Source organism: Curtobacterium sp. Arg-1, from assembly GCF_025643395.1.
Classification (GTDB): domain Bacteria; phylum Actinomycetota; class Actinomycetes; order Actinomycetales; family Microbacteriaceae; genus Curtobacterium; species Curtobacterium poinsettiae.
Map to the genome: position 1 here is coordinate 3,326,148 of NZ_CP095731.1, position 23,392 is coordinate 3,349,539.

Annotated in this window: 19 protein-coding genes and 1 tRNA gene; 12 read left to right on the top strand and 8 right to left on the bottom strand. The window is 69.8% G+C overall.

Features of this window, described 5'->3' with window-relative positions; translation table 11 throughout:
- Positions 1–11: 11 nt before the first annotated feature.
- Together MXD64_RS15940 and MXD64_RS15945 are read right to left on the bottom strand one after the other, a co-directional pair.
- A complete protein-coding gene (locus tag MXD64_RS15940; RefSeq protein WP_263136788.1) occupies positions 12–5,438 on the bottom strand; it encodes a DUF6531 domain-containing protein in 5,427 nt (1,808 codons plus the stop codon).
- Between the two features lie 126 nt (positions 5,439–5,564).
- On the bottom strand, positions 5,565–5,846 hold the full coding sequence (locus MXD64_RS15945) for a hypothetical protein (protein WP_017888088.1): 282 nt from the start codon (positions 5,844–5,846) through the stop codon (positions 5,565–5,567).
- 207 nt (positions 5,847–6,053) lie between these two features.
- On the opposite strand from MXD64_RS15945, the gene MXD64_RS15950 reads away from it, so the two are divergent.
- From MXD64_RS15950 to pstB, 6 genes are all read left to right on the top strand, one after another.
- The gene (locus MXD64_RS15950; RefSeq protein WP_042539263.1) at positions 6,054–8,219 is read left to right on the top strand and encodes an RNA degradosome polyphosphate kinase; all 2,166 of its coding nucleotides are present in this window, start codon (positions 6,054–6,056) and stop codon (positions 8,217–8,219) included.
- Positions 8,216–9,163, top strand: a complete 948-nt coding sequence (locus MXD64_RS15955) for an NUDIX hydrolase (RefSeq protein ID WP_071250259.1) — start codon at positions 8,216–8,218, stop codon at positions 9,161–9,163. The genes MXD64_RS15950 and MXD64_RS15955 overlap by 4 nt, the downstream gene beginning before the upstream one ends.
- Positions 9,164–9,568: 405 nt before the next feature.
- Complete coding sequence (locus MXD64_RS15960) at positions 9,569–10,675, top strand: phosphate ABC transporter substrate-binding protein PstS (RefSeq protein ID WP_263136789.1); 1,107 nt, start codon at positions 9,569–9,571, stop codon at positions 10,673–10,675.
- A gap of 238 nt (positions 10,676–10,913) precedes the next feature.
- On the top strand, positions 10,914–11,864 hold the full coding sequence (gene pstC, locus MXD64_RS15965; protein ID WP_017888092.1) for a phosphate ABC transporter permease subunit PstC: 951 nt from the start codon (positions 10,914–10,916) through the stop codon (positions 11,862–11,864).
- A gap of 13 nt (positions 11,865–11,877) precedes the next feature.
- Positions 11,878–12,963, top strand: coding sequence for a phosphate ABC transporter permease PstA (gene pstA / locus MXD64_RS15970; protein WP_017888093.1), 1,086 nt, complete (start codon positions 11,878–11,880; stop codon positions 12,961–12,963).
- A 49-nt stretch (positions 12,964–13,012) separates the two neighbouring features.
- Positions 13,013–13,792, top strand: a complete 780-nt coding sequence (gene pstB, locus MXD64_RS15975) for a phosphate ABC transporter ATP-binding protein PstB (RefSeq protein ID WP_017888094.1) — start codon at positions 13,013–13,015, stop codon at positions 13,790–13,792.
- A gap of 275 nt (positions 13,793–14,067) precedes the next feature.
- On the opposite strand, the gene MXD64_RS15980 is transcribed toward pstB, so the two are convergent.
- From MXD64_RS15980 to MXD64_RS15990, 3 genes are all read right to left on the bottom strand, one after another.
- Positions 14,068–14,943: an anti-sigma factor gene (locus MXD64_RS15980; protein ID WP_071250251.1), complete on the bottom strand. Its 876-nt coding sequence runs from the start codon at positions 14,941–14,943 to the stop codon at positions 14,068–14,070.
- The gene (gene sigK, locus MXD64_RS15985; protein ID WP_017888096.1) at positions 14,940–15,539 is read right to left on the bottom strand and encodes an ECF RNA polymerase sigma factor SigK; all 600 of its coding nucleotides are present in this window, start codon (positions 15,537–15,539) and stop codon (positions 14,940–14,942) included. The genes MXD64_RS15980 and sigK overlap by 4 nt, the downstream gene beginning before the upstream one ends.
- Before the next feature lie 526 nt (positions 15,540–16,065).
- Entirely contained in the window at positions 16,066–16,695 is a 630-nt protein-coding gene (locus MXD64_RS15990; RefSeq protein ID WP_017888097.1) for a hypothetical protein, read from the bottom strand.
- A 127-nt stretch (positions 16,696–16,822) separates the two neighbouring features.
- Here MXD64_RS15990 and MXD64_RS15995 point away from each other — a divergent pair, with 127 nt between their 5' ends.
- The 4 genes from MXD64_RS15995 to MXD64_RS16010 all read left to right on the top strand — a co-directional run bounded on the left by MXD64_RS15995 (position 16,823) and on the right by MXD64_RS16010 (position 18,514).
- The gene (locus MXD64_RS15995; RefSeq protein ID WP_017888098.1) at positions 16,823–16,984 is read left to right on the top strand and encodes a hypothetical protein; all 162 of its coding nucleotides are present in this window, start codon (positions 16,823–16,825) and stop codon (positions 16,982–16,984) included.
- A 53-nt stretch (positions 16,985–17,037) separates the two neighbouring features.
- A tRNA-Lys gene (locus MXD64_RS16000) sits at positions 17,038–17,113 on the top strand.
- A gap of 67 nt (positions 17,114–17,180) precedes the next feature.
- On the top strand, positions 17,181–18,017 hold the full coding sequence (locus MXD64_RS16005; protein ID WP_194590031.1) for an SGNH/GDSL hydrolase family protein: 837 nt from the start codon (positions 17,181–17,183) through the stop codon (positions 18,015–18,017).
- Positions 18,018–18,193: 176 nt separating this feature from the next.
- The gene (locus tag MXD64_RS16010) at positions 18,194–18,514 is read left to right on the top strand and encodes a hypothetical protein (RefSeq protein WP_262161011.1); all 321 of its coding nucleotides are present in this window, start codon (positions 18,194–18,196) and stop codon (positions 18,512–18,514) included.
- 88 nt (positions 18,515–18,602) lie between these two features.
- On the opposite strand, the gene MXD64_RS16015 is transcribed toward MXD64_RS16010, so the two are convergent.
- Both MXD64_RS16015 and MXD64_RS16020 read right to left on the bottom strand, forming a co-directional pair.
- The gene (locus MXD64_RS16015) at positions 18,603–19,535 is read right to left on the bottom strand and encodes an aldose 1-epimerase family protein (protein ID WP_017888101.1); all 933 of its coding nucleotides are present in this window, start codon (positions 19,533–19,535) and stop codon (positions 18,603–18,605) included.
- The gene (locus tag MXD64_RS16020) at positions 19,532–20,386 is read right to left on the bottom strand and encodes a DeoR/GlpR family DNA-binding transcription regulator (protein ID WP_017888102.1); all 855 of its coding nucleotides are present in this window, start codon (positions 20,384–20,386) and stop codon (positions 19,532–19,534) included. The genes MXD64_RS16015 and MXD64_RS16020 overlap by 4 nt, the downstream gene beginning before the upstream one ends.
- A gap of 64 nt (positions 20,387–20,450) precedes the next feature.
- Between MXD64_RS16020 and galT the strand changes: the two genes are divergently transcribed.
- Together galT and galK are read left to right on the top strand one after the other, a co-directional pair.
- Positions 20,451–21,548: a galactose-1-phosphate uridylyltransferase gene (gene galT / locus MXD64_RS16025; RefSeq protein ID WP_140448512.1), complete on the top strand. Its 1,098-nt coding sequence runs from the start codon at positions 20,451–20,453 to the stop codon at positions 21,546–21,548.
- The gene (gene galK / locus MXD64_RS16030; RefSeq protein WP_140448513.1) at positions 21,545–22,684 is read left to right on the top strand and encodes a galactokinase; all 1,140 of its coding nucleotides are present in this window, start codon (positions 21,545–21,547) and stop codon (positions 22,682–22,684) included. The genes galT and galK overlap by 4 nt, the downstream gene beginning before the upstream one ends.
- A gap of 172 nt (positions 22,685–22,856) precedes the next feature.
- On the opposite strand, the gene MXD64_RS16035 is transcribed toward galK, so the two are convergent.
- Positions 22,857–23,306, bottom strand: coding sequence for a hypothetical protein (locus tag MXD64_RS16035; RefSeq protein ID WP_042539253.1), 450 nt, complete (start codon positions 23,304–23,306; stop codon positions 22,857–22,859).
- Positions 23,307–23,392 lie beyond the last annotated feature (86 nt).

Consider the following 23,392-nt stretch of genomic DNA (forward strand, 5'->3'; position numbering starts at 1 on the left):
GAGTACTCAAGTCACCATCCCATCACGCCACTCACTGAATCGTGGATCACGTCTCCTCCAGCGCCGACAGCGGAACCGATCGCCGCGCCTCCCCGAAGGGCCACAGCGTTTCGCCCGCTTCCGGTCAATCCCTGCCACGTCTGGGTCTGAGTATAGGGAACCTTCCGAAGGGCTTCGAAGTTGGTCTGGGTGTACTTCTCACCGAACGAGAGGTGGGGGGCGGCGGCACCCGACGCCGTGCTCCAGATCACGTCGTTCCAGGACATATCCTCGCCGGATATCCAGTGGTCGACAGTCGTGCCAGCCGTAGCTGCCACCGATCCCACGGCCGATGTGCCCAACTTAGAGACCACTGACTCCACCGGACGTTGCAAGTGCTCTGCGATGCTCCCTCCGGCAGGACCGGCAAGGCCACTGACGGAACCGGCCACGAACCCACCTCCAGCGGAACCAAGCAGCCCTCTCGCGGTGATCGGCTTGTTCGACGTCACGCTCGTGACGACGTTCGCAGCAACACCGAAGCCAGAGCCAGCCGCGCCGTTGACTGCCATGTTCGTCGCGAGGGACTTGACGACCCTGGTCGTAGGGGCAGCGACGTTTTCGGCGACACGAAGCCCTTGCCCGCCGTACTTCGCCGCTTTGAAGAGCGATCCTGCCCCTCCCGGGATCGCGCCAAGCGCGGTGGCGCCGGCTACCTGAGCCCAGTTGACGTTGCCGGTGGTGGCCTTCTGCGTGATGACATCGAGACCGCCGCTGATCAGCATCATCCCGGCTGGTCCGCCAACTCCCGTGAACATCAGGATGCCTCCTCCCACAATTGCAGCTCCGCCAACGACGTACTCCCAGTTGTCCTTCCACCAGCCGCCATCAAACACCCCTTGATGCGCATCCCGGTACGCCTGGAGGTCAGCGTCGGTCGCCGGTCGGAGACCCAAGGGGTCCACCGCGTGCAACGGGTCGTTCCCGGCGTAGGAGTACGGGTTCCCCGACCATCCCGACCCGAGCACGGGCGCGAGCGGGTCAACGGACAGGAAGCCACGGGCGGCAGGGTCGTAGACGCGAGCACCGAGCCACTCGAGGCCGCCGATGTTGATTCCACCGGTCGCGGTGAGTCCGACGGTTGCGGGGAGCGCGGCGCCGGACACCCCGGCGAGCGTCGCCCACGGGTCGGATGCATCGGTCGCCCGGGCATTGCGCCAGCCCGGCGTCGTCCACTTCGTTCCGACGGCGGTGGCGCCACCCGGGAGGTCGAGGACGCTCGTCCCGCCAATCGACATCAGGGATGGCACGGCGGCCGCGGTGTCCCACCATGCCTCGACGTCATCGACGGTGGCGAGTTCGCCGAGCGCATCCGTCCACACGTCGTTGCGCCCGGTCTCGGCGTAGGTGGCGTCGCGGGTAACGAGCCCCGCGAGGTACCCCAGCGGCGACCAGGTGTACTCGGTCGTGGAACCGTCCGGTTCGGTGCGACGCACCCGGCGGCCGAGCCCGTCGTGCACGTACTCCGTCCGCTGACCGTCGCGCAACGTGGCGGTCAGCTGTCCGGCGCGGTCGTACTCGTACGTGGTCGTGACGCCGTCGACGGTCTCGGACACCAGCCGACCGGCGGAGTCGTACTCCCAGGTGGAGTCGCCTGCGCGGACGAGCTGCCCGGCGCCGTCGAACGTGTAATCGACACGTCCGTCGGGGCCATCGATCGCGGCGATCCGGCCGTCGTCGTCTCGTGCGATCCGGGTGACCTGGGCGCCGTCGGGAGTGGTCGTGGTGTGCGCCACGAGGACACCGCCCTCGTACGACCACGCCTGCACGAGGTCCCCGGTCGCCGACTGGACGATGCGCCCGCCGGCGTCGTACGCGAAGGTGCCGACTCCGAGACCGCCCCGCTCCACCGCGGTCACGAGTCCGGCGGCGTTCCGGCGGAACGCGGTGTGGGTGCCGGCAGGGTCGATGCGCGCCGTGCGGTTCCCGTCGGCGTCGTACTCCCACCCGATCGCCGCCGAGCCACGGCTTCGACGGACCAGGAGCCCCCGTCGGTCGTGGTGCAGCTCGTGCTCCACACTCCGTCCGGCACCGCGGGTGTGGTCGGTGACGGTCAGGGTCCGGCCGAGGGCGTCCCGCCGGAGCTCGAACTGGACGACACCGTCGACGCCGACGTCCCGCTGCCGGCCAGCCGCGTCGTAGGACCAGGTGACAGTGTGGCCGTCGGGATCGGTCTGGCCGATCTGACGGCCCGCGGCGTCGTAGGCCGCGGTCGTGGTGCGCCCGAGCGGGTCGGTCACGCTTGTGATGCGGTCTGCATCGTCGTACGTACGGGTTGTGACGCCGCCCGTTGGGTCGGTGACGGTGGTGAGCCGACCTCGCTCGTCGTGGGCGAAGGTGGTGACACCGCCGAGACCATTGACGGTCGCCGCAAGCTGACCCGAGGCGTCGTAGCGGAACCGGCGCCGGCCGTACCGGGCGTCATGGACCGAGACGAGCCTCCCGGCAGCGTCGTAGCGGAACCGACTGGTGCCGGAACCCGGCGTCGTCTGCGCGACCACGCGCCCGACTGCGTCGTAGACGACCTGCTCTGTGTCCCCGGTGGGCAGCGTCCACCGGACGACACGCGAGTGCGCGTCGTACTCGAGTACGGTGCGTGCGCCGCTCGGATCGGTTGCGGCCGACGGACGGCCGCAGAGGTCGTACTCGTAGGTTGCGCGGACGCCGGACGGGGTGGTGAGCGATATCACCCGGCCCGCGAGGTCGCGTTCAATCCTGGTCAGTCCGCCCTCCCCATCGACAAGTTCGACGGGGCGTCCCGCAGCGTCGTAGGTGACGAGCTCGGAGCCGAACTCGTCGCTGGCGCTCTCGACCGGTCGTCCGTAGGCGTCGAACTGCACTGTGACCGCGTCGAAGGCGTCGCGCAGCGACGCGACCCCGGTCTTGGCGTCCTCCGAGAAGTCCTGACGGACCCCGGTCGGGTCGACCACGCTCGACAGGCGGCCGTTCACGTCGTATTCGCGGCTCCAAGTCGCGCCGGTCGGGTCGGTGACGGCCTGGAGGCGCGACAAAGCGTCGTGCGCGAACGTCCAGTCCGCGCCGCCCGGCATCTCGAGCCGCGCGAGGTTCGCCTGGTCGTCGTACGTCCGGGTCGTGGTGCGACCCAGGGGGTCAGTGACGGTGTGCAGTTCGCCGTCCGGTGAGTATGTGTACTCGGTGCGCGCCCCGAGCGGGCCGATGACCGCGCTGATCCGGCCGCCGGCGGCATGCTCGAAGCGCCAGACCGCTCCGTCGGCATCCTGCCGGGACTCCAGCAGACCCGCGGCGTCGTAGCGGTACTCGGTGCGAGCACCAGTGGGGCTGATCGCCGCAGTCGGCCGACCGGCGGCGTCACGCTCGACGCGCGCGGTGTCACCGAGCGCGTTCGTCGTCGCGACCAGCTCGCCGAAGGCGTCGTACTCGAGTTCGATCCGCACGCCGGTGGGGTCGACCACCTGGCGCAGGAGCCCCCCGTCCCAGCTCAGCTCCGTCCGGCCGCCGACCGGGTCGACGATGACCGACGGGTCGCGGTCGTCGCCCACGTACTCGTAGGTCACGACCGCACCGGCCTCGGTGACGACGGTCGTCACGCGATCCTGGTCGTCGTACCCGTAGGTCAGGTCGCCGCCGGAGGGCGTGACGGTGCGGGTCTTACGGCCGCGGTCGTCGTACGCGTGCACGGTCACCGAGCCGTCGCGCTCGGTCGCGGACACGAGATTGCCGTGCCGGTCGTAGCTCATCGACTGGCGTCGGTCGTCGGAGTCGATGACCCCGACGAGACGCCCCTTGGCGTCGGCGATGTAGGAGTTCGACCGCGAGCCGTCGTGGTCGGACACCACCGTGACGCGGCCGGGCAGGTAGGCGAACCGCACGGTGCGGCCGTGCGGGCTGATCTGTTCGACCACGCGGCATTGTGCGTCGTAGGTGTTGTCGACCTCGACGACACCGGCCGCACTCGTGACCGTCGTGATGAGGTCGTCTTCGTTCCAGCCGTACGTGCGGGTGCCGACGGCGTCGGTCACCGAGACGAGTCGGCCGCGCTCGTCGTACCCGTACTCGACCCGGCGGCCGTCGGATGCGCGGAGGACCGCGACCCGGCCGTCGACGTGGTCGATGTCGACCGCGCGGCCGCGCTCGTGTACCAGACGCACGACGACGTCGTCGCTGTCCCGCTCGACGCGGACCGCGGTACCGGCACCGCCGCGCTGTCCGAGCCACAGCCCCGACAGAGAGAAGTCGATGCGCTCGCCCTGGTTGTCGCAGACGACGAGCCGGTCGCCCTCGGCCGCGAGCCAGCGGTTCTCGCCGACGCCACGGGCCCACCCCTCGCCGTCACGTGGGAAGCGCACCTGACGACCGTCGGCGCCGACGAACGACGCGCCCTCGTCGTCGAGGAGCAGACGGGTCTCGAGGATCGACGCCCACCCCGGACCGAAGAGCCCGACGTGCTGGTCGAGGGAGTTGTACATGCGGGTCACCTGCAGCGCCGCAGATGCACCGGTGAACGCCAGGTCGAACTCCGGCTCGAGGAAGTTGCCCGTCGTGGTATTCACCGGGTCCATTGAGAAGCCGGTGGTGGGCTGAGCGCCGTAGGCCGTCGGCGGCTCGAACTGCAGGTCGGTGCGGGTCTGCGAGACGCCGGCCGCGGCGAGCGCCGCAGCGAGGGCCGAGTCTGCGACGGTGGACACGGCACCCTCGCCGCCGGCGGCCGCGAAGGCGTCGGCGACGGTGTTGGCCCACGTGACGTCCTGGTCGTTCGCCCCGATCCACTGCTCGAACGCCGTCACGACGCTGCCGGCGTCGATGTGCGCCCACGAGCACTTCGTCGCGAAGTCGGCGAGCTTGCCGCGGAGCGCCCCGGGTTTGCCGTCGAGGGCGCGGTTCAGCGTCGAGGAACCGGTCGCGAACGAGCGGAGGTCAGCGGGCCGGGCGGACGACGTGCCGCCACCACCACCGCCGGCCCCGGGGTTCGGGGTTTCACGCGGCTTCGTCGTCACGGCCGGCGGGTCGAACTTCGGCGCCGGTTCGTTCTCGACGGTCGGCATCGGGTCGTAGTGGAAGGAGTCGTTGAGGAAGTCTTGGAACCCGTTGCGATCGTCCTCGCGCTCCTGCCACTCGCGGGCGGTTTTGCGGCGCGCGCGCTCGTCCGCGGCGGCGGCCTTCATGGTGTCGATCCACCCGGCGATGGTCTCGAGGGCGTCGACGATGTTGGTGGCATCGCTCGATGCCGTCCCCGCGTTCTGCGTGAAGAGCTGCGAGAAGTGCCCGCGGAACTCCTGCGAGGCGGTCGTCACGTACGACTGCCTCGATGCCTTCTGTCCGCTGATCGCGTCAGCCGACGCGGTCAGCGAGCTCTTGAGCGCATCCGCGGTGGCATCGTCGAACTCGATCGGATCCGTGTTGGCGTGGATCTTCGCCATGGTCGTCCCCCCAGGGTCGGTGCTTGTCGTGCTTGTCGTGCTGATCGTGCTGGTGAAGCGGCCCCACCGACCGCGAACGCCCGGACCGCCGCGAATGCGACGGTCCGGGCGGGAACATGCTGGTGCCTACGCGCCGCCGCCTGCGGTGAAGATGTCCTGCGAGATCTTGTCGAGCTGCGTACGGAGCTGCTCGAGCTCGGTCTTCGCCTTGTCGAGAGCAGCCTTGGTCTCCGGCCAGGTGGACCCACGGAACGTCGCCGCGAGCGGGCCGTCCCAGACGTTCGAGTCGGAGAGGATCCGGCCCTGAGCGTCGAGCTGCGAGATCTGATCGGTGAAACCACCGTTGACGATCGACTGGACCTGACGGATGGCGGTCTTGGCCTGCTCGGTCGAAAGGACACGCGACATGATGAACCTCTTTCATTCGTAGCTGCACCCCCGCGCAGTGGAATCCCCCCGGAGGCTCTGACACGGCCCACCATACCCACAAACCCGGGCAGATGTCACCGTCGGTATATCGTGACCGTTCCTCCACACACGAACGGTTCACCACCGGTTTCCACAGCGTCCACCGGGGCCCCTCCGACGGCAGGGGCCGGGTGGCAGGATGTGGGGATGGACACCGAACCGCAGCTCGACGGCGAATCCGTCGCACCCGACCTCGACGACTTCGACGAGGTCGTCGAGATCGAGCACGAGTCGCTGCCGACGGACCGCTACTTCGACCGCGAGCTCAGCTGGCTCCGGTTCAACCAGCGCGTGCTCGAGCTGGGTGAAGACCGCACGCAGCCCCTGCTGGAGCGTGCGAACTTCCTGGCGATCTTCGCGTCCAACCTCGACGAGTTCTTCATGGTCCGCGTCGCCGGCCTGAAGCGCCGCATCGACACCGGCATCGCCGTCCCGACCAACGTCGGCCGTGCCCCCAGTGACGTCCTGCGCGACATCGCGAAGAAGGCTCACGAGCTGCAGGACCGGCACGCGCAGGCGTTCATCGGGTCGCTCAAGCCGGACCTCGACGCCGCGGGCATCCACATCGAGCACTGGTCCGACCTCGACGAAGCCGACCGGCAGCGGATGCGGGAGTACTTCAACGAGCAGATCTTCCCGGTGCTCATGCCGCTGGCGGTCGACCCGGCGCACCCGTTCCCCTACATCTCCGGGCTCTCGCTCAACCTGGCGGTGCGGGTCCGCAACCCGAAGTCGCAGCGCCAGGAGTTCGCGCGCCTCAAGGTGCCGCAGAACTTCTCCCGCTTCATCAAGCTGCCGGACGACAACTCCGGGCGGATGCGCTTCATCCCGCTCGAAGACCTCATCGCGAACCACCTCGACGACCTGTTCCCGGGGATGGAGGTCCTCGAGCACCACGTGTTCCGGGTCACCCGCAACGAGGACGTCGAGATCGAGGAGGACGAGGCCGAGAACCTCATCCAGGCCCTCGAGCGCGAGCTCCTGCGCCGCCGGTTCGGCCCGCCGATCCGCCTCGAGATCACCGAGGACATGGACCCGGTGACCCTCGACCTGCTCGTGCGTGAACTCGACATCACCGAGGAAGAGGTGTTCCGGCTGCCGTCGCCGCTCGACCTCGGCGGGCTGTTCGAGATCTCGAAGATCAGCCGCCCGGACCTGCACTACCCGAAGCACGTGCCGACGACCCCGGTGCAGTTCCAGCCGGGTGAGCCGAACACGAAGCCCGACCTGTTCCGTGCGATCAAGGCGAACGACGTCCTGGTCCACCACCCCTACGAGTCCTTCGCCACGAGCGTGCAGGCGTTCCTCGAGCAGGCCGCCGCCGACCCGAACGTCCTGGCGATCAAGCAGACGCTGTACCGTACGTCCGGCGACAGCCCCATCGTCGAAGCGCTCATCGACGCAGCGGCCGCCGGCAAGCAGGTCCTCGCCCTGGTCGAGATCAAGGCGCGCTTCGACGAGCAGAACAACATCACCTGGGCCCGCAAGCTCGAGAAGGCCGGCGTGCACGTCGTGTACGGCCTGGTGGGACTGAAGACGCACTCGAAGCTGGTGCTCGTCATCCGGCAAGAGGGCGGGACGCTCAAGCACTACAGCCACATCGGCACGGGCAACTACAACCCGAAGACCTCGCGCATCTACGAGGACATGGGCCTCTTCACCTCGGACGACACCGTGGGCAAGGACCTCACCCGCCTGTTCAACGAGCTGTCCGGCTACGCCATCGAGAAGAAGTTCAAGCGCCTGCTCGTGGCACCGCTGCACCTGCGGAAGGGCCTGCTCAAGCGCATCCAGACCGAGGCGGCGAACGCCCGTGCCGGCAAGCCCTCGGGCATCCGGATCAAGGTCAACTCGATGGTCGACGAGCAGATCATCGACGCGCTCTACCTGGCGAGCCAGGCCGGGGTGCCGATCGACGTCTGGGTCCGGGGCATCTGCTCGCTCAAGCCGGGGATGGAAGGCGTCAGCGACACCATCCGCGTGCGGAGCATCGTCGGCCGCTACCTGGAGCACTCCCGCGCCTTCGCGTTCCACAACGACGGCGACCCGGCGGTGTTCATCGGCAGCGCCGACATGATGCACCGCAACCTCGACCGTCGCGTCGAGGCACTCGTGCGGCTGGTCGCACCGGACCACATCAACGAGGTCCAGGAGATGTTCGACCTGGCGATGGCCGACACCGCCAGCTCGTGGCACCTGGAGTCCGACGGCGAGTGGACGCGGCACTCCACCGACGATGCGGGCCGCCCGCTCGAGGACGTGCAGAATGTGACCATGCGGAAGATCTCGGCTCGGAAGCGCTCGACTCGGTGAGCGGCGGTCCCTCGGGCCCCGTCGTCGCTGCGGGTGCGGTCGTCTGGCGCGAACAGGACGGCACACCCCTCGTGCTGCTCATCCACCGCGACCACCACAAGGACGTCTCCCTGCCCAAGGGCAAGGTGGACCCGGGCGAGGCCGTCCCGACGACCGCTGTGCGCGAGATCGACGAGGAGACCGGCTACCGCGTCCACCTCGGCGCTCCGCTCGGCACCGCCGAGTACGTGCTGCCGAACGGTCGCGACAAGGTCGTGCACTACTGGGCGGCCCGGGTCTCGGCCAAGGAGTACGCCCGCGCCGGGGCCTTCGAGCCGAACCACGAGGTCGCCGCACTCGAGTGGGTCACCATCGACGACGCCCGCAACCGTCTGACGTACGAGCGGGACGTCGCGATCCTCGACCGCTTCGCCGAACGCGCCGCCGCCGGACAGCACCGCACCTTCGCCCTGATCACCCTGCGCCACGCGAAGACCGTGCCCGGCTCGGACTGGGACGGTCCCGATGCCACCCGACCGCTGTTGCCCGTCGGCCGTTCGCAGGCCAAGGCCGCCGCGGCGCCGGTCGCGGCGTTCGGCCCGAAGAAGATCGTGAGCAGCACGGCGGCGCGGTGCCTCGCGACCGTCGAACCGCTCTCGGCCGCGACGAAGCTCGGCGTCTCGAGCACCCCGGACATCAGCCAGGACGCTCACGACCGCGGAGCCGCCGACGTCAAGGGTGTCGTCCGGCGCCGCCTCGACAAGGGCAAGACCGCCGTGCTCTGCTCGCACGGCCCGGTGCTGCCCGACATCATCGCCCGGATCGCCACCGTGACCGCCGACGACTCCGGCCGCTTCGACCTGCGTCGTGCGGCGATGTTGTCCGTCGGGGACTTCTCCGTCATGCACATCGCCGGAGACACGCTCGTCGCGGTCGAGACGCACCGCAACACGATCCCGGCGTAGCCGGCCACCGCCGGACCGCAGCGCCGCCGGACCGCAGCGCCGCCGGACCGCAGCGCCGCCGGACCGCAGCGCCGCCGGACCAGAGCGCCGCCGCACCGCAGCCGACGCGCTCGGCACCCGACCACACGACGGGGCCGCGCCGCGCCCGGAGAACGCGATCCGGCCCTCCCGACCGCCCTTCCGCGATCATGCGTGCGTATCTTCCGAACGCGCGCACAGTGCCCCCGATCCTGCTCCCTGCGCGGGCGCGGCGCACGCCGCCCCGACGCGGACAACCCCTCGTTCACCTTCCGTTCACCAGCGGGGGTGATCCCCGTCACCTCGCGTCCCTACAGTCGCTCCCGGGTCGGCACCGGCCCAGGGACCGCAGTGGTCCCACTGCATTCCATTCCCGAAGGGACCCCTGTGAACATCAAGCGAATCGGTTCGATCGCAGCAATCGCGATCGCCGGCGCAGTCGTGCTCTCCTCGTGCGCGGCAAACGAGGACGCGGGCAGCACCAAGTCCTCCTCCACCAGCGGCAGCGACTACTCGAAGCTCTCCGGCACCCTGACCGGCTCGGGCTCGTCCGCACAGCAGACCGCGCAGGCCACCTGGGCCGCCGGTTTCCAGGACGAAGCCAAGGGCGTCACGGTGAACTACACGCCGGACGGCTCCGGCGCCGGCCGCGAGAACTTCATGTCGGGTGCCGCGGACTTCGCCGGCTCCGACGCCGCACTGAAGGACGAGGAGCTCTCGGGCAAGTTCGAGTCCTGCAAGGCGGACACCAAGGGCATCGACATCCCCGTCTACATCTCCCCGATCGCCATCGCGTACAAGGTCGACGGCGTCAGCGACCTGACCCTCGACGCGAAGACCATCGCGGGCATCTTCTCGGGCAAGATCACCAAGTGGAACGACTCGGAGATCGCCGACCTGAACAAGGACGCGAAGCTGCCGGACGCGAACATCACGGTCGTGCACCGCTCCGACGACTCGGGCACCACGCAGAACTTCTCGGAGTACGTCTCCGCGAACGCCGGCGACGTCTGGACCGAAGAGCCGAGCCAGACCTTCCCGTACTCGGTCGGTGACAGCGCGAAGGGCACCTCCGGTGTCGCCTCCGCGATGGGCAACGCCACCAACGCCATCACCTACATCGACGACTCCGGCGCGGGTGACCTCGACCGCGCGAAGCTGATGGTCGGCGACAAGGCGACCGAGATCTCGGCCAACGGTGCCGCGCAGGTCGTCGCCGACTCGAAGATCGCAACCGGCCGCGAGGACAACGACCTCGCGATCGACATCGACCGCAAGGACACCGCTGACGGTGCCTGGCCGCTGGTCCTCGTCTCCTACGCCATCGCGTGCCAGGAGTACAAGGACGCCGACAAGGCCGAGCTCGTGAAGGGCTACCTGGACTACGTCGTCTCGAGCGCTGCTCAGGACGCCGCTGCGAAGGAGGCCAAGTCGGCCGCCCTCTCCTCCGACCTCGCGTCGAAGGCCAAGGACGCGGTCGCGTCCATCAAGTAAGGCCCCCTGAGCGCCCGGACGCCGGTCCCACCCACATGACCGGCGTCCGGGCCCTCGCCCGTCCGGGCCCCACCGGGAGTGCAGCACCACCGCCGCCACCGGGAGCGCAGCACGACTGCCGCCACCGGGAGCACAGCATCACCGCTCCCACCGGGAAGAGCCCGCACCCGGACGTCCCACCCCGCTCCACCACCCGCACCCGTCGCCTCCCCCGGCGTTCCTCCGACTGGAGTACCCCATGACGACCGCACCGGCCCAGCCAGGGGCCACCGTCACCCCGATCAAGCCGAAGGCCGTCGTCCGCGTCGGTGACCGGATCTTCTCCGCCGCCTCGGTCATCGCCGGCGGCCTCATCCTCTTCGTGCTCGTGCTCGTCGCCGCGTTCCTCGTCTGGCAGAGCATCCCGGCGTTCTCCGCCAAGGTCGGCGAGCTGCCCGGGAAGGCCACGAACTTCTGGGACTTCGTCGGCCCCCTGGTGTTCGGCACCGTCTGGTCCGCGCTCATCGCGCTCGTGATCGCCGTGCCGCTGTCCCTCGGGATCGCCCTCTTCATCTCGCACTTCGCGCCGCGTCGACTCGCTCCGGTCCTCGGCTACGTCATCGACCTGCTGGCCGCGGTGCCGTCGGTCGTCTACGGCCTCTGGGGCATCGCCGTGCTGGCTCCCCTGGTGAAGCCCTTCTACGTGTTCCTGAACGAGTACCTCGGCTGGTTCCCGCTGTTCTCCGGTCAGGTGTCCGGCACCGGCCGCACGATCCTGACGGCCTCGATCGTCCTCGCCGTCATGGCGATCCCGATCATGACGGCGGTCATGCGTGAGATCTTCCTGCAGGCCCCGACCCTCAACGAGGAAGCGGCCCTGGCCCTCGGCGCGACCCGCTGGGAGATGATCCGCCTGTCTGTCCTGCCGTTCGCGAAGTCCGGCATCGTGTCCGCGATCATGCTCGGCCTCGGTCGTGCACTCGGCGAGACGATGGCGATCGCGCTGGTGTTGTCGGTCTCGACGAACGTCACGTTCGAGATGCTGACGTCGCAGAACCCCTCGACGATCGCCGCGAACATCGCCCTGCAGTTCGCCGAGGCTTCCGGGACGGCACTGAACGCGCTCATCGCGTCGGGTCTCATCCTCTTCGTCATCACCCTGGTCATCAACATGCTCGCGCGGTACATCGTCCGCAGCCGAGTCAGCTGAGAGGTCGCACCCGATGTCCCTCGCGCTCCGTCAGACCGGCACCGCCGGCAACGTCTACGCCAACGGCAAGCTGCACGCGTCCGTCCCGTGGCTGCTGCTGGTCGGCAGCTGGGTCGCCCTCGTCCTGGTCTTCGCCCTGCTCAACGCCGGTGGCGCCGTCAAGGACTTCAACGTCGTCGCCGCGATCTTCCTCGGCACGGTCCTGTTCGACGTGCTCATCGTCGTCGTCTCGCGCATCGTCGAGGGCGGTCGCAAGGCCGTCGACCGCCTGGTCACCTCGCTCGTCATCACGGCGTTCGTCATCGCGGTCCTGCCGCTGGTGTCGCTGCTCTGGACGGTCATCGCCAAGGGCGTCGCCCGCCTCGACGCGAACTTCTTCTCGTACTCGATGCGCGGGGTCATCTCCGAGGGCGGCGGCGCGGTCCACGCGCTCATCGGCACCCTCGAGATCACCCTGTTCGCGGCGCTCATCTCGGTGCCGATCGGTCTGCTCACCTCGATTTACCTGGTCGAGTACGGTCGTGGCGCGCTGGCGAAGGGCATCACGTTCTTCGTCGACGTCATGACGGGCATCCCGTCGATCGTCGCCGGGCTGTTCGCCTACGCGCTCTTCGCGCTGTTCCTCGGCCCGGGTGCCCGCTTCGGTCTGGTCGGCTCCGTCGCCCTGTCGGTGCTGATGATCCCGATCGTCGTGCGCTCCACCGAAGAGGTGCTGAAGATCGTCCCGATGGAACTCCGCGAGGCCTCGTACGCCCTCGGTGTCCCGAAGTACCTGACGATCCTCAAGGTGGTGCTGCCCACGAGCCTCGCGGGCATCATGACCGGCATCATGCTCTCGATCGCCCGCGTCATCGGTGAGACCGCCCCGCTGCTCGTCACGGCCGGCTTCACCGCGAGCATGAACTACAACCTGTTCCGCGACCCGATGATGACCCTGCCGGTGTACGCGTACACGCAGTACTCGCAGCAGGGCGCCAACCCGGTGCCGTTCGTCGACCGGGCGTGGACCGCGGCCCTGGTGCTCATCCTGATCGTGATGCTGCTCAACCTGCTCGCCCGGATCATCACCCGCCTCTTCGCCCCCAAGCTCAGCCGCTGACCGTCCGCCCCCGCGGATCCAGCGTCACCACCCACCCAGAAGGATCAACGTGTCCAAGCGCATCGAGGTCGACGGCCTCAACGTCTACTACTCGAAGTTCAAGGCGGTCGAGGGTGTCGACATCACCATCGAGCCCCGCACCGTCACGGCCTTCATCGGCCCGTCGGGCTGCGGCAAGTCCACCTTCCTCCGCACCCTGAACCGCATGCACGAGGTCATCCCCGGCGCATGGGTCGAGGGATCGGTCAAGATCGACGGCGACGACCTGTACGGCCCCGGCGTCGACCCCGTGCTCGTCCGCCGTCAGGTCGGCATGGTCTTCCAGCGACCGAACCCGTTCCCGACGATGTCGATCCGCGACAACGTGCTCGCGGGCGTCAAGCTCAACAACAAGCGCGTCTCCCGCTCCGAGGCCGACGACATCGTCGAGCGCTCGCTGCAGGGTGCGAACCTGTGGAACGAGGTCAAGGACCGCCTCGACAAGCCCGGCATGGGTCTGTCCGGTGGCCAGCAGCAGCGGCTCTGCATCGCCCGCGCGATCGCGGTCGAGCCGGACGTGCTGCTGATGGACGAGCCCTGCTCGGCCCTCGACCCGATCTCGACCCTGGCCATCGAGGACCTGATCGAGGAGCTCAAGAAGGAGTTCACGATCGTGATCGTGACCCACAACATGCAGCAGGCGTCGCGCGTCAGCGACAAGACGGCGTTCTTCAACATCGCCGGCACCGGCGCTCCGGGCAAGCTCATCGAGTTCGACGACACCGCGACGATGTTCTCGAACCCGTCCGTGCAGGCCACCGAGGACTACGTCTCGGGCCGCTTCGGTTGATCGGCATCCGTCCGTCGCGCTGACGGACGGCCTGGAGGCCCGGTGCACGTCCGCCACGGACGCGCACCGGGCCTTCGTGGTTGCGCCGGGTGCCGCGGCGGCCCGCAAGACGTGCGCATGTTCCGACGATCCACGCGTCGATCGACTCGTGGAACGTCGCTCGATGCGCACGCAGACGTTGCGTGCGCATGTTCCGACAGTCCGCGCGTCGATCGCCTCGTGGAACGACGAAAGGTGCCCGCGCATCGACTGCACGGGCACCTTCCGGAGTACCGTCAGGCCGTGGTGGTGGGGACAGCCATGATCGGCGACGAGGTCGGCTGCTTCGAACCACCAGCGGGCTCGACCGTCATGCCGATCGTCGCACCCTCGGACATCGCACCCTTCAGCACAGCGGAGTGCACACCGTCCGCCGCGCCGTCGACCAGGCCGGCCGACTTGATGGCACCGCCCTGCTCCTCGGAGCCGATGTACCAGAGCTCGTACGTCTTGCCCTTCGGCGCCTGCTCGACGCCGTCCAGGATCACCGCGGACTTGCCGAGGTCGTTCGACCACACGACCGTCGCCGAACCGCCGCCCGCGACCTTGGTCGTGGTGCGCTGGAAGTCCGACGCGGCGTAGATGCGGTCAAGGCCGCTCGAGGCCTGCGTGGTGCCCGGTCCGGAGCCGTTCGGGTCGAAGACCGATCCGACGCCGAGTCCCCCGAAGAAGACCGCGGCGACGGCAGCAGCGGCCGTCAGCATCACCGCCGGACGCTGGAACCAGCGGCGGCGAGCCTCGGACGACGCCCGGCCACCGGCGGTGGGGCCGTCGGCGATCGAGGTGACGGGCGCGGCGGGCGCAGGGCGGGCCTCCTGGGCGGGGGTGGTCTCGGCGACCGGGGTCTGGTCGACCGTCGTGTCGGCGAGGGGTGCGGCCTGCGGGGTCGTGGCGATCCGGGCCAGCAGCGACGCCTTCAGCGACGCGGGGGGCTCGATCGGTGCGACGGCGTAGGCGAGCTGCAGCGCGGTCTCGCGCAGCGAGTCGTTCTCGGCCTGCAGCTCGGGGGACGTCCGGAGGGCGTCCTCGAGGAGCGCGCGCTCGTCATCGGACAGCGCGTCGAGTGCGTGGGACCCCGTCATCAGTGCGGGGTCGTCGTGGCGTTCGGTCATGAGGTCACCCCCATCTCGTCTCGGAGTCGGATCATCCCGTCACGGAGACGGGTCTTGACGGTGCCGATGGGGACACCGAGGTGTTCGGCCATCTCGCTGTGCGAGTAGCCGCCGTAGTACGCGAGTTGCACAGCCTGCCGCTGGAACTCCGTGAGCTTCGCCAGCGCTCGGCCGACGCGCTCGTGCTCGATGCGGATCTCGACGGACTCGGAGACCTGGTCGAAACCGGCCTCGAGGTCGCGGATGCCGATCTTGGTGTCGCGGTCGTGCGAGGACTGCGAGGCGCGGACCCGGTCGACCGCGCGCCGGTGGGCCATGGTGAGGACCCAGCTGGCGGCCGTTCCGCGCGTCCGGTCGAAGCGGGTGGCCTGCTGCCAGACTTCCAGGAAGACCTCCTGCGTGACCTCTTCCGACTGCGCGCGGTCCCGGAGGAGCCGCGTGATCAGACCGAGGACCCGGCCGGACAGTGCGTCGTAGAGGTCCGCGAAGGCGGCTTGGTCACCGGAGGCGACCCGGGCGAGGAGGTCGTCCGGCGATGCCTGAGCTGGCTCTGACGAGCTCCAGCGTTCGGTGTCGCTATCCACGAGGGCAAGCATTGCAGGTTTCCCTCCTCTCGGTTGCTTTCGTTGACCAGGCAGGTAGCACGAAGCCCCCGCATGGGCGGTCGAGACGAGGGGCCGGCGTGACCCACAGGGAATTGACCGGCGGTGCCGGTCCGGGTCACACCGGGCCTCTCGCTTCGTGACGGGCATTCCGTCCGCCACGATGATGATTCGGCGCGGTCCCCGCTGTGGATTGGGCGGGGATCGGGATTTCTCGGCGGCGCGGGCGCGGCGGGCTCCCCGCGGGCGGTGCGCTGGCACGCCCGGGGCCGGTTCTGTCCACCATGAGTGAACAGGGTCGAGTGATCAGCCGACGTCTCGTAGACTGGTGATCGCCGGGCCGCAGCAAGCCCCGGGCTCCAAAATTCGCCGCTTCGAGCGGCCTCGCGCCGAGAGGCGCTTTCTGCGGCTCGGCTTCTCCATGCCCGGATGCGTTCCGCGCTCGCGCGACCGTGCGCGTCGTCGCGAAGCTCCGCGCCCCTGGCCTGGCGGCTGGGTGCGGGTCCGCCCCGCCGCCCGCTCAGTCCAGGCTGTCGCGACGCCAGAGCGCCGCCGCCTCGGTCAGGTCGGCCGCCAACTCCGTCAGGCGGAGCGCCCGCGTCGTCAGCTCGCCCGCCCGCTCGGACGCGACCAGGTCGGACTCGTCCGCCACGGCGGTCGCACCGGCGGCGGTCAGGCGGCAGAACGATGCCCCGCGGTCCAGCGCCACCGCGAGGTCGCCCGTGTACAGGCCGTGCAGGATGCGGTCGGCGAGCGTCAGGATCTCGGCCGGGCCGGTCGGTTCCTCGGCACCCGCGACCGCCTGGTCGATCGTGCCGATCTGCGCCGTGCCCCGTTCGAACAGGTACGCGATCTCCTCCGGGTTCTGCCGGATGACGATCCGCACCAGGTAGACCCGCCAGAGCGCCCCCGGCAGGGTGTGCGCCCCCACCCGCGCCCACAGCTCCGCGATGGCGTCGATGCCGTGCACGTCGGTGTAGGTGACGAGCCGCTCGACCACGGCGGGGTCCGGGTCCTCACGCACACGGTGCAGCAGGGCGTTCGCGGTCTCGTGCGCGACACGGTTCACCAGCGCCGGGTCCTCACCGCCCTGGATGGCGGCGAACTCGGCGTCGGTGAAGTGGACAGGACGGTGGTGATCGCGAGGCACCGCAGCAGTGTAGGCGCGGCCGGTGACACGCCCGCGGCCCGTTCGCCGAGAACGCAACGACTGCGCCGCGCGTACCGTGTTGCGGCAGGGAGGCGCTCCTCCCTGCACGTGAAGGAGAGGATCTTCCATGAACGCCCTGCTCATCATCCTGGCTGTGATCGCAGTCATCCTGCTGTTCGTCGGCGGGTTCGCCGCGAGTCTGAAGTTCCTGCTCTACGTCGGCATCGTGCTGCTGATCATCGCGGTCATCGCGTGGCTGCTGCGAACGCTCACCGGACGCCGGGGCTGACCCGCTCGCACGGTTCTGTCCCAGAGGCCCTCACCCGCTAGCCTTGCGGGTGAGGGCCTCTAGCTCAGTTGGTAGAGCACCGGACTTTTAATCCGAGGGTCGTGGGTTCGAGCCCCACGGGGCCCACCACCAGTCGTTCGAGCCCCACGGGGCCCACCACCAGTCTTCCCTGTTGCCCTTGTCTACAATCGGTCCGATGGGCCGAGGATCGCAGCGCGAACGGCCGGGCACCTCCACCGACCCGGCGACGATGCCGCGACGCCGCCGCAGACTCGTCCCCGCACTCGCCCTCGGCGCCATGGCACTCGGGGTCTCCGGACTCCTGCTGATCCTGCCGAGCGTGTCGAGCGCCTGCCAGCCCGTCTCCTCGTCGACCTCGGCCTCGGCCGTCGCGGCCCCCGGGGTCTCGGCCGAGCGGATCGCGGCGGCGATCGAGCCCGGATCGCGTGTCCTGATCGTCGGCGACTCGTACACGTCCGGTCGTGGGTCGACCAGCGGGATCCACGGCTGGGCCCAGGACATCAGCGAGGACCGCGGGTGGAAGGCAAAGATCGACGACTACCCGGGTACCGGCTACGTCGACGTCGGCGCCTCCGGTTCGTCGCACTTCACGTTCGGTCCCCGGATCGAACGAGACGCCTCCTTCGACCCGGAACTAGTGATCGTGCAGGGCAGCCAGAACGACTGGCTCGTCGACGCCGACACCCTGCGCGCCGCCGTCGAGCGCACGCTCCGCACGGCGCAGCAGACCTGGCCGGACGCGGTCGTCGTCGCGTTCGGTCCGTCGGCACCCCTGCCGCACGCGAAGACCACGGTCGGTGTCGCCGCCTCGGTCTCGTCGGCTGCAGCCACAGTCGGGGTCCCCTACATCGATGCCCTCGCCGGCCGGTGGTTCACGACCACGAACAGTCCCGGGTACTCGGCGCCCGACGGCGGGCACCCGAACGACGCCGGCCACCAGTACCTGGCTGACCGCGTCAGCGAGGCGCTGGACGCCCTCGCCACCCCCGCCGACAGTGCCCGGTGCGCCTGACGGGTGCCGTCCGCTCCTGAACGGGGTACAACCCGTCCCCAGCGAGCTCATGGGAGATCCCCTGCACAGCACAGTCGGTCCCCAGCGGACTGTTGGGCTCCCGCCGATAGTGTCGTTCCCGGATCCGATCACCGGATCCTGCAGCACCGCACCACCACGAACGAACGGGGTACACCGTGATCGAGCCCATCGAAGCCACGCAGACCAGCACCACCGGTGACGCGCGCCGCATCGTCGAGCTCGCAGCAGCGACCAACACGACGATGAGCAACGAGCTCCTGCTCGACACGCTCCGCCGCAACGCCCAGGTCACGACCCGCCACATCCGCAAGGACTTCATCGAGGTCGCGACCGCCACCGCCGTGCTCGGCTACGTCTGCCGCCAGCGCAAGGACTTCATGGCGCTCCGCGGCGACGACCCGGCCTGGGCACACGAGGTCGGCCGGTACGCGACCGAGTCCCTCGCGGTCGAGGCGCTCCGGATGCGCCGCGGCTGACGCCCGGCTTCCGACACGAACGCACAAGGCCCCGCCGGACACCCGGCGGGGCCTTCGTCGTGTCAGCGGTGCGAGCCGACCGGAGTCCTCAGGACCAGACGCGGCGGATCCCCCACGAACCGGTCCAGGTCTCGTCCGGCTCGAGCCAGCGCAGACCTTCGCCGGAGTTCAGGGCGTTCGCGGGTGCCGTCATCGGTTCGACCGCGACGGCCAGGCCCTTCCCGTCGCCGCGCGGGTACTCGCGCGACGTGAAGACCTGCACGTACGGGAACGAGGCGTCCTGCCAGAGCTCCACCCCGTCGCCCTCGGGCCCGTGCATCGTCGTGCGGCGGATCCCCTCGGCGTCGGGGGTGACGTCCGTGTACGCGGTGTCGAGGTCCGAGTCCCCGGCCCGCCGGCCCTGACGGAGGTCGTACGGCGTGCCCTCGACCGGCACCGACCCGTTCGGCACCTTCTGCTCGTCGACGGTGAACGCGGTCGCGGCGTCGAGCGTGACGACCAGGTCGTCGGCGGGGGTGTCACCGGCACGCAGGTACGGGTGCGCGCCGACGGCGAAGGGTGCGCGGACGCCCGAGCGGTTCGTGACCTCGTGCGTGACACGGATGCCGTCGTCGACGAGCTCGTGCAGCACGCGCGTCTCGAGGGTGAAGGGCCACCCGTGCTGCGGGTGGATCGTCGCTTCTTGCTGGATCGAGGTCTCGGTCTGCGACACCACCCGGTACGGTGCGAAGCGGAGCAGCCCGTGCGAGGCGTTGCCGTACTTCGGCTCCGAGATGTCGAGCTGCTGCCGCTTGCCCTCGAGCTCCCACACACCACCGGCGACGCGGTTCGGCCAGGGCGCCAGGACGATGCCGTTCGCGCCCGGCGGCTGCTCGGTGACGGGGAACGGCTCGGTGATGTCGAAGCCGGCGACACGGAGTTCGCGGATGCCCGCGGCGACCTCGGTGACCACGGCTTCGACGACCCCGTCGGGTCCGGCGTGGTGGAGGCGGTACTGGCCACCAGTGGGTGCTGCGGTCATGGGGTGTTCTTCCTTCCGGCTGGTTCGGTGCGCTGCTCGCCGTCGGCGACGATCACCTGGGCCCCGGCCGCCCGGATCGTGGCGACCGCGTCGGCGTCGGCCTCGGCGGTGACGACGACGTCGATGTCCTCGAGCGCGCGGACGACCCCGATGTGGGCCCGGCCGAACTTCGACCCGTCCGCGACCACGACGGTACGCCGGGCCGTCGTGGCGAGCATCCGCTTGGCCTCGGTCTCGGGCAGGTTCACGTTCGTCAGGCCGTGGTCGACGTCGAGGCCGGTGCCGCCGAGGAACACGAGGTCGGCCGCGATCATCGGCAGGACGGCGCCGTTGAAGGGTGCGACGAGCGAGTGCTGCAGGGGCCGGAGGGTGCCGCCGGTGACGATCACGGTGAAGCGCGGGACCGCTCGCTCGAGCGCGAGCGCGGTGGTGAGGGAGTTCGTGACGACGGTGACGCCCGTGAGCTCGGTCCGGGCCACGAGCGCCTCGGCGACGGCGGCCGGCGTGGTGCCGACGTCGAGGACGACGCACTCCCCCGGGCGCACCAGCGCCGCGGCCGCACGGCCGATGGCCGCCTTGGCAACCTGGTGCTCGACGGCGGTCTCCTCGAAGGGGCGCTCGGTGGAGCCGGCCCCGAGGCGGACCGCGCCCCCGTGCACCCGGCGGATCCGGGCCTCCTGGTCGAGGACGGCGAGGTCCTGGCGGACGGTCACCTCGCTGGTGCCGAGGGACGCGGCCAACGCGGCCGTCCGGACCATGCCCGGGGCACCGTCGACGATCGCGACGATGCGGTCCTGCCGCAGGGGCGCGGGCAGCGCGCCGGCGAGGAAGGAGAGGTCGGCGTCCGTCATGTGGACAGTTTCGCTTGCTTCCGATGTCCTTCGCAACGCTTCGGATGGGCGCTAGGCTGTTCCGGTGATCACCAAGCGCGTGACGAAGCTCGCGGACGGCCGCGACCTCTTCTACTTCGACGACGCCGACTCGACGCTGCCTGCGGAACGCAGCATCGACGACCGCGTGCTCGACCCGCGGCCCGAGACGGCGCGGATGCGGCAGGACGTCCTGACGGGTGAGTGGGTGTCGATCGCTGCGTCCCGGCAGAACCGTGTGTTCCTGCCGCCGGCCGACCAGGACCCGCTCGCGCCCCAGAGCCCGGCCAACCCGTCCGAGATCCCGAGCCGCTACGACGTCGCGGTGTTCGAGAACCGCTCGCCGTCGTTCGGACCGCTGCTCGAAGCCGACGACGCCCCCGAGTCGCTCGAGTCCCTGAGCGACGTCGGCCTGAACCGCCAGCTCCGCTCGGTCGGCCGGTGCGAGGTCGTGTGCTTCTCCCCCGAGACCTCGGGTTCCTTCGCCTCCATCTCCGAGTCGCGTGCCCGCACCGTCGTCGAAGCCTGGGCCGACCGCACCGCCGCGCTCTCCGCGATGCCGGGCATCCAGCAGGTGTTCCCCTTCGAGAACCGGGGCGAGGCGATCGGCGTCACGCTGCACCACCCGCACGGGCAGATCTACTCGTACCCGTACATCACGCCGCGCACCCAGCGCCTGCTCGCGAGCATCGAGCGGTTCGGGCCGGACCTGTTCGAGCAGCACCTCGCGAACGAGCGGGGTTCCGAGCGGGTCGTCCTCGCCGGCGAGCACTTCACCGCCTTCGTCCCGTTCGCCGCGCGCTGGCCCATCGAGATCCACATGCTGCCGCACCGCCACGTGCCCGACTTCGCCGGCCTGACCGACGCCGAGAAGGACGAGCTGGCGCACATGCACCTCCGGCTCACCCGTGGGCTCGACGCGCTCTACGGCGACCCGACGCCGTACATCGCCGCGTGGCACCAGGCGCCGGTGCACACCGCCCGCGACACCGTGCGGCTGATGCTGCAGATCACCTCGCCGCGACGCGCGGCGGACAAGTTGAAGTTCCTGGCCGGCAGCGAAGCCGCCATGGGCGCCTGGATCGGGGACCTCGTGCCCGAGAAGGCGGCCGAGTTCATCCGACAAGGAGTCGAGCGCGCATGACGTTCCAGCAGGTCTACGGGTACGAGCCGACGGTGCGGTACTCCGCACCGGGTCGCGTCAACCTGATCGGTGAGCACACCGACTACAACGACGGCTACGTGTTGCCCTTCGCGATCGACCGTCGCACCACCGCGTCCATCGCCCAGCGCGACGACCGGATGATCCGCGTGGCATCGGCCTTCGACGCCGAGAGCGAGCCTGTCGCGCTGTCCCTCGACGACCTGTCGCCCGGGGCCATGGACGGCTGGTCGGCCTACGTCTTCGGGATCGCCTGGGCCCTGCGCGAGCAGGCGGGTGCCGATCTGAGCGACAAGACCGGGTTCGACGTCTTCATCGACTCCGAGGTCCCGGTCGGTGCCGGCCTGTCGTCCAGTGCCGCGATCGAGTGCGGTGTCGCGCTGGCGTTCAACGACCTGTGGGCACTCGGCCTCGACCGGAAGTCCCTGGCGCGCGTCGGGCAGTACTCGGAGAACCACGCTGTGGGCGCCCCCACCGGGATCATGGACCAGTCGGCCTCGCTGCTCGGCGAGCAGGACGCCGTCGTGTTCCTCGACTGCCGCACGCTCGACACCGCCGTCGTCGACCTGGCGCTCGAAGCGAACGGGCTCGAGGTCCTGGTGATCGACACCCGTGTCGAGCACGCCCACGCGACCGGTGGCTACGCGGCTCGTCGGGCCTCGTGCGAGAAGGGTGCCGAAGTGCTCGGCGTCGAGGCACTGCGTGACGTCAGCATCGAGGACCTGCCCCGTGCGCAGGAGCTCCTGGACGACGAGACCTTCCGTCGTGTGCGGCACATCGTGACCGAGGACCAGCGTGTCCTGGACACCGTCCGCACCCTGCGCGAACAGGGCCCCCGGGCGATCGGTCCGCTGCTGGTCGCGTCGCACGAGTCGATGCGCGACGACTTCGAGATCTCCGTTCCGGAGCTCGACCTGGCCGTCGCGACGGCGGTCGAGCACGGCGCCGTCGGCGCCCGCATGACCGGCGGGGGGTTCGGCGGTGCGGCGATCGCGCTCGTCGACCAGGCGTCGCGTGACGCGATCGCCGCAGCGGTCACCGCCGCGTTCGCCGACGCCGGGTACCGCGAGCCGAACGTGTTCACGGTGCGCGCCGCGCAGGGCGCTCGGCGCGACTGACCGCTGCGGCGCAGGCCGTCACCCGCGCGCTCGGCCGCTCGGCGCTCGGCGCTCGACGTTTCGCGCTCAGCGACAGGTCACGCGGCGATCAGCCCGTGAGCTGTCGTTCAGCACGAAAGCACGGCGAGGCCGGACGAGCCGTGCCCGCCGTGCGTTCGACGGCTCGGCCGACTCAGCCGAGGTAGTCCGCGTACCGGACGTGCTCCACGACGTTCCCGAGCACGAACGGGTGCGCCCGACCGTGCTCCACGGCCCACTCCACCCACGCGGACTGCGCCGGCATGAGCAGCCACACCAGCGCGGTGGTCCCGAGCACGGCGGCCAGGGTCAGGCCCATCACGGTGTGCTCGTCGAACCGGGCTGCCCCACGGCGGGCGATCGCGACGACGAACCCGACGACTGCGAACCCCACCGTCGCGAGCGTCCACCCGAACCAGGGACCCGACGTGAACGTGTACTCCTGGCCGGCGTGCACGAAGGTCGTCGCCCAGGTCGACCCCGGAGCCTGGAACAGCACGCAGATCGCCACGATGACGATCAGCCACCGGGCGTCCTTGGTCAGTTGCGACGGCTCGGTCCGGGGTCGCATCACCGGCGCCGTCTGCAGTCGTTCGTCCCCCATGCCGCGACCGTAGCACCGGCGGGGTGCACCTCGTGAGCAGCAATGGTCGGGTGCGATGACGCCACCCGACCATTGCTGCTCACGAT

Coding starts and splice junctions, on each gene's coding strand:
- sigK (WP_017888096.1), bottom strand. CDS start 15,539: ATGCTTGCCCTCGTGGATAGCGACACCGAACGCTGGAGCTCGTCAGAG.
- MXD64_RS15995 (WP_017888098.1), top strand. CDS start 16,823: ATGAACGCCCTGCTCATCATCCTGGCTGTGATCGCAGTCATCCTGCTG.
- MXD64_RS15980 (WP_071250251.1), bottom strand. CDS start 14,943: ATGACCGAACGCCACGACGACCCCGCACTGATGACGGGGTCCCACGCA.
- pstC (WP_017888092.1), top strand. CDS start 10,914: ATGACGACCGCACCGGCCCAGCCAGGGGCCACCGTCACCCCGATCAAG.
- MXD64_RS15945 (WP_017888088.1), bottom strand. CDS start 5,846: ATGTCGCGTGTCCTTTCGACCGAGCAGGCCAAGACCGCCATCCGTCAG.
- MXD64_RS16015 (WP_017888101.1), bottom strand. CDS start 19,535: ATGACCGCAGCACCCACTGGTGGCCAGTACCGCCTCCACCACGCCGGA.
- pstA (WP_017888093.1), top strand. CDS start 11,878: ATGTCCCTCGCGCTCCGTCAGACCGGCACCGCCGGCAACGTCTACGCC.
- galK (WP_140448513.1), top strand. CDS start 21,545: ATGACGTTCCAGCAGGTCTACGGGTACGAGCCGACGGTGCGGTACTCC.
- MXD64_RS16020 (WP_017888102.1), bottom strand. CDS start 20,386: ATGACGGACGCCGACCTCTCCTTCCTCGCCGGCGCGCTGCCCGCGCCC.
- MXD64_RS16035 (WP_042539253.1), bottom strand. CDS start 23,306: ATGGGGGACGAACGACTGCAGACGGCGCCGGTGATGCGACCCCGGACC.
- MXD64_RS15940 (WP_263136788.1), bottom strand. CDS start 5,438: ATGGCGAAGATCCACGCCAACACGGATCCGATCGAGTTCGACGATGCC.
- MXD64_RS15950 (WP_042539263.1), top strand. CDS start 6,054: ATGGACACCGAACCGCAGCTCGACGGCGAATCCGTCGCACCCGACCTC.
- MXD64_RS16005 (WP_194590031.1), top strand. CDS start 17,181: ATGGGCCGAGGATCGCAGCGCGAACGGCCGGGCACCTCCACCGACCCG.